The following is a 921-nucleotide window of genomic DNA, read 5'->3' on the forward strand; positions in this document are numbered from 1 at the left end:
GCAGGTCGTCGCGATCGACCCGTCAGCGGCTTTCCGCAAGGCACTGCGGATGTGGCTCCCGCGCACAGCAATCTCGGTCGACGCGTTCCATTTGGTCAAGCTCGGCAACGACATGCTCACCGAAGTCCGGCAACGACTCACCCACCAGGTCCACGGCCGGCGGGGACGCTCCATCGATCCGGTCTGGGCCAACCGACGGCTGCTCTTGCGCGGCGCCGACACGCTCTCGGACCGGGCACGGAAAAGACTCAGCACCGTGTTCGCCACCGACGACGCCACCGGGAAGCTGCAGACTGCGTGGTTGGTCAAAGAACAGCTCCGGACGCTGCTCGCCACCGGGTCTCTTGCCGACGCGGCCGCGGCGAAAGACCACCTGAAGGAACTGGTCGAACGAGCCGCGCAGCCGGAAACGAACCGGCTCTGGCGCACGATCTGCCGGTGGTGGAAAGAAATCGAAGTCCTCATTGTCACCGGTGCGACCACCGCGAAAGTAGAAGCCAACAACACAGCCATCAAACACATCAAACGGACAGGCCGGGGATTCACCAACGCACGCAACTACAAAACGCGTATCCTGTTGCGCAGTGCCGCCAAAACAGCGGCATGAACATCCATCACGGCAGAACAATCACCACGAACCGTGAAGAGCCCGTATCGGGCGCTTCACCCCAACCCTCCATCACCTATACGTGAGCGGGCGTCCGGCCCTAACGCGGCATAGGTGAGCGGGCGTCGGCCCGGACCGCGGTATAGGTGAGCGGGCGTCGGCCCGAACCGCGCATACGTGAGCGGGCGTCCGGCCGGACCGCGCATACGTGAGCGTGCCCCTATGTTTTTTGTCAAGCTGCTGTGGGTGTTCGTGCTTGGTAGAGGGTTCCGTCTCGGAGCATGGCGTAGAGGGTGTCGCAGCGGCGTCTGGCG

1 protein-coding gene is annotated in these 921 nt (G+C 63.8%); it reads left to right on the forward strand.

The features are described from left to right. On the forward strand, window positions 1-607 hold a 607-nt coding region (locus A3M3_RS24340; RefSeq protein WP_035741514.1), incomplete at its 5' end, for a transposase. Window positions 608-921 lie beyond the last annotated feature (314 nt).

Origin of the sequence: Arthrobacter sp. MA-N2, assembly GCF_000517125.1 — a bacterium.
GTDB classification, from domain to species: domain Bacteria; phylum Actinomycetota; class Actinomycetes; order Actinomycetales; family Micrococcaceae; genus Arthrobacter; species Arthrobacter methylotrophus.